Raw genomic sequence first — 5247 nt, forward strand, 5'->3', positions numbered from 1 at the left:
CGTAGAGAGGTTCTCTCTAGATGTTCGTGATGATTTGATACAGCGATTACTTTCTGTTGTTCCCGAAATCGAGACAGATGGGAAGATCGATGTCGATAAACTGAATGATATTTTAACTGATAAAGTAGAAAAGTCAGTTGAGCGTTATAATTTCACTTGGAGTGGTAAAAAGGATGCAATCAAATTAGCCCAGCGATCGACTCAAGCGACATTGAAATTTAATGAAAATAAGTCTGAGAATTGGGATACCACACAAAATCTCTATCTAGAGGGAGATAACTTAGAAATATTAAAGTTACTTCAGAAATCGTATTCAAATAAAGTGAAACTCATCTACATTGATCCACCTTATAATACTGGAAAAGATTTTGTTTATAAAGATAGTTATAAGAACTCACTTCAAAGTTATTTTGAACAGACCGGTCAGGTCGACAAAAATGGGAATCGCCTATCAGTAAACAAAGAAATAAATGGCCGTTATCATACCGATTGGTTGAATATGATGTACCCACGGTTAAAACTGGCGAGAAACCTGCTAACAAATGACGGGGTATTCTTTACAAGCATCAGTGATGTGGAAGCCTTTAATTTGAAGAAAATGGCTGATGAAATTTTTGGAGAAGAGAATTTCTTATCAGATATAATATGGAACTCAACAAAATCTGTTACAAATACGGCGATAATTTCCAGATCGATAACACATACACTCGTTTACGTGAAGTCAATGGACTATTTCATTAAAAACCGGAATGAATTTCGAATTATCGATGAGGGTGAGGGGTTTGAGAATCCTGATAACGATCCTCGGGGACCATGGAAAGCGGATCCGTTTCAAGTTGGTGGTGTTCGCCCTAACCAATTATATGAAATTGTGAACCCCAAAACTGGATTTGGCTATTTCCCGAATGAGGGTTCAAGTTGGAAAAATGATTACTCTAAATTTCAGGAGTTATTGAAGGATAATAGAATTGTTTTTGGAAAGACCGGAGAGAGTGGACCACAAAGGAAACGCTTTTTATCTGAGGCAATGGAACGAGGAAAAGTTGCGAAGACTTTATGGGATGATATTGAGACAACAACCAATGGAACGGCAAGAGTAAAGGCGTTGTTTGGAGATACTGTTTTCTCTAACCCTAAACCGGTTCAATTATTGGAACGAATTATTGAGTTAGGAGGGGATCGGGATGGGATTGTGCTGGACTTTTTTTCGGGATCCAGCACTACTGCAGAAGCTGTTATTAAGATGAACAAAAATGACGGTGGTAATAGAAAATTTATTATGGTTCAGCTTCCAGAGAATCTGGACGACTCATTTTATAATTCGGATAATGATGCTAAGCCGGTAATAAAGAAAGCTATAAAATATTTGGATTCTGTGAACAGAGAACATTCATTGGCGGCGATTGGAGAGGAGCGCATTAGACTTGCGATTAATGATCTGGGATTAAATGACAAAGTAGGGTTCAAGGTCTTTGAATTAGCAGAATCGAACATTAAGCGGTGGAATCCAGAGGAACCAAAGGTAACCAAACAGTTAGCTTTTTTAAAGAATAATTTTGAATCAGATTCAACAATGCTAGATATTGTGTACGAAGTGATGATCAAGCAAGGTTTAGATCTTAATTATCCAATAAAAGAATATTATGTTGAAAATTCAGTGATCTATACTATAGCTGATGGCGCAATGTTTGTAGTGTTGGGTGAGTTAATAGGAAGTGCTGTAGCTAAGTTTATCAATAATTTTCGGAAGGAAGTCGGCATTGAAAAAAGCGTTGTCATATTTCGAGATGAAAAATTCATAAGTGATAGCGAGAAGCTTAACACAATTGAAATTCTTAACGCTGATGGGATTGCTTATGATGATATTTTAAGTATCTAGTTCAGAAATGGCACAATTTCCTCATAATAAGGGAGCATAATTATGGAAACTCCAGGAATGAAGATTCAATTCGATACATTAGATTATCAAACCGATGCAGTGAATGCTGCAGTTAATATCTTCAACGGGCAAATGATTAAAACGTCCAATTTTTCGCTTGCAAGTGACGTAGCGGGTCTGAGCCAAGATGAGACCGGGACGGGAAACCACGTGATCATCAATGCGGAGCAAATGCTGAAGAACGTTAATCAAGTCCAAAGTTCAAACCAAATTGCACCCAGTGATAATTTGTTTGGAAACAACAAGAACTTTCCTCAGTTTAATATCGAAATGGAGACTGGCACAGGAAAAACTTTTGTTTACCTAAAGACAATTCTGGAGTTATATGCGAAGTATGGCTTTTTGAAGTTTGTTATTGTTGTCCCTAGCGTTGCTATTAGAGAAGGCGTTATTAAGACCTTTCATATCACTAGGGATTATTTCCGCCGCCAGTATCACGGAACGATCTATGACATGTTTACGTTTGATTCCAATAACTTATCGCGGGTCAGTGATTTTGCTTCGTCTACCTCGATTGATGTTATGGTGACAACAATTCAAGCCTTTAACAAAGAAACAAATGTGATGAATCGAGAAATGGATCAGTTGTTAGGAGCACGCCCGATTGATTTGATTGCGGAGACGAAACCAATTTTGATCATTGATGAGCCGCAATCTGTTGATAATACTGATCTAGCAAAATCAGCCATTGCCAGTCTGCGGCCATCTGTGGGGTTCCGATATTCAGCAACCCACAGAGACACCTCATATCCCACTATTTATAGATTAACTGCGGTAGATGCTTATGACAATCAGTTGGTCAAACAAATTGAAGTTGCGGGTATTCATGTGGATGAGGATGGTAACCGAGCACATTTGAAGTTAATCAGTGTCACTACTTCAAAACGTGGATTATCAGCAAAGATTGAAGTTTATAAACGAACTAAGAAGGACGCAGACAAGGTTATTCTTAATTTCAGACCTGGAGACGATTTATATACTAAAACGAAGCTTCAGGTTTATGAACAGATTGGTTTTATTCAAGATATGGATGCAACGCCAGGGAATGAGGCCGTTTACTTTTCTGGCAATCTAGAAAAAATCACCCTTGAATCAGCGACTTTGGAAGATGAAGAAGTAAAACGTAGTCAAATTTATAAGACAATTGAGGAGCACTTAAATAAAGAGTTACAGTTTGCTAAGAGTAACTTACAGATTAAAGTGCTAAGTTTATTTTTCTTGGATAAAGTCGAAAACTATCGGATATATGATAGCGAAGGAAATGCGCATCTTGGTAAATATGCTCGTATCTTTGAAGAGGAATATCAGAGATTAATTAAGCAACCCAGATATGCGCAGCTTAAGGACGTGGGTGTTCCCGTAGAGGAAATTCACGATGGTTATTTTTCAGTGGATCGGAAGGGTACATTAAAGAATACGAATGGCAATACTAGAGCGGATGAGTCTACTTATGAAATGATCATGAGGGATAAAGAGGGCTTGCTTACCAGGTATGATAAATCAAAAGGGCATACTTCTAAGGCAAATAAAATTCGATTTATTTTCTCGCATTCTGCTTTAAAAGAGGGATGGGATAATCCGAACGTCTTTCAAATTGCAACTTTGATAGAGACGAAAGATACGATTACAAAACGCCAAAAGATCGGACGAGGGCTTCGTATAGCCGTTGATGAGGCCGGACAAAGAGTTCCTGGATTTGATGTCAACACATTAACTGTAATGGCAAATGAAAGCTATCAGGAATTTGCCGAAGGATTACAAAAAGAGTATGAAGCAGACGGTGTTGTATTTGGCCTGTTCGATAAGACAACCTTTGCGACGTTGATTGTTTCTCATAATGAAATTACTGATGACATTAATGTGCTGGGCAAGAAAAAGGCGACACAATTATTTTCAGAATTACGCGAAAAAGAATACATCAATAAGTCAGGTCATGCAACAGACAGGTTACGGACTGCAATCAGTGATGGCAGAATTGACGTGAGTGATGAGTTCAAGGAGTTGGAACCACAAATTCTGAAAATAGCTAAATCAAAAGTAAAGAGTCTGAAAATTAGAGATGCCAACAATAAAGTTCAAGTCAAAATGATTAAGGAAGCATTACCGGACGATTTTCTTGAGCTATGGAATAAGATTAAATATAAAACAACGTATCACATCAATTTTGATTCACAACTACTAATTAAGGATTCGGTATCGGGAAATCCTTTTCTCGGTGGGATCAATGATATTGAAACTCGCAAAGGTACGTATCTGTATAGTAAGAGCAACATCAAACTGACCAATGCTGGAATCGTCTCTGAGGATGACGTAGAATCGACTGTTAGTTTTTCATATGCTAGTCACTACCAGCTACCAGATATTATTACTTACTTGCAGAATGAGACCAAGCTAACTCGCAAAACTATTGTTGCTATTCTAGAATCTGTAACTAACCTGGATATGTTTAAAAACAATCCACTTTCGTATATGAATCAAGCGGCACACATTATTAATGCTCACAAAAATCAATTGATTGTTGACGGAATTGAGTACAAGCGGACCGATGATTACTATGAACAGAAATTATTTACTACTGAGACTTTAAATGCATATCTAGGTAACAACGGGAACGCCTTGAAGGCGAATGAGGACAAAGCAAAAACGCTTTATGATTATGTTGTAACTGATTCTACCGTTGAGTTAGACTTTGCTCGACAGGCTGAGTTGGATAATAATGTTAAATTCTACATTAAACTCCCCGATTGGTTTAAGATACGAACCCCACTTGGGCCATACAATCCTGATTGGGCGATATTGTACGAAGAAGGCGATGATCAACATCTTTATTTCATTGTTGAAACAAAGGGTGATGTCAGTGACGAGCAGTTACGACCGCACGAACGAGCCAAGATTCTTTCTGGGGAGAAACATTTTAAGGCGATTGATACCGATATTAAGTTTAAACGAGTAACGAAGGAACAGGAGATACGTGGATGAGGTTTTCAATATTTCGTGTTATGTAAATATGAAATGTGTTATCGGAGGTGGACAACTGTTTATAGAACACTTTAATTTGTGTCAGAAGATAGTTTGCCAATATGTTTGATATCCATGCTTTTGCGTGCTCCAAAACTAGAAACAGTAAAATGCTTTAATCCATCCATGCAATCGCAATCTGCCGGCATTTTCCCAACTTGAATGAAGTCAACTCAATGATTACAATATTGTCTTTCTCAAAATCACCCTCAACCTGGATTCCCGTGACTCATAACGAGCTGGGTGGCACTATTCCAAAATTTTCATAGATGTTTACTTGATCAGTGAGG

General features: G+C 37.8%; 2 protein-coding genes. Both read left to right on the top strand.

The window, feature by feature from the left end:
* Window positions 1–1879, top strand: a 1879-nt coding sequence (locus tag OCU21_RS07370; protein ID WP_261806796.1) for a site-specific DNA-methyltransferase, incomplete at its 5' end; no start/stop codon positions are given.
* A 42-nt stretch (window positions 1880–1921) separates the two neighbouring features.
* On the top strand, window positions 1922–4918 hold the full coding sequence (locus OCU21_RS07375) for a restriction endonuclease (RefSeq protein WP_261806797.1): 2997 nt from the start codon (window positions 1922–1924) through the stop codon (window positions 4916–4918).
* Window positions 4919–5247 lie beyond the last annotated feature (329 nt).

The sequence above is a fragment of the Lapidilactobacillus luobeiensis genome, assembly GCF_024345205.1.
GTDB lineage: Bacteria > Bacillota > Bacilli > Lactobacillales > Lactobacillaceae > Lapidilactobacillus > Lapidilactobacillus luobeiensis.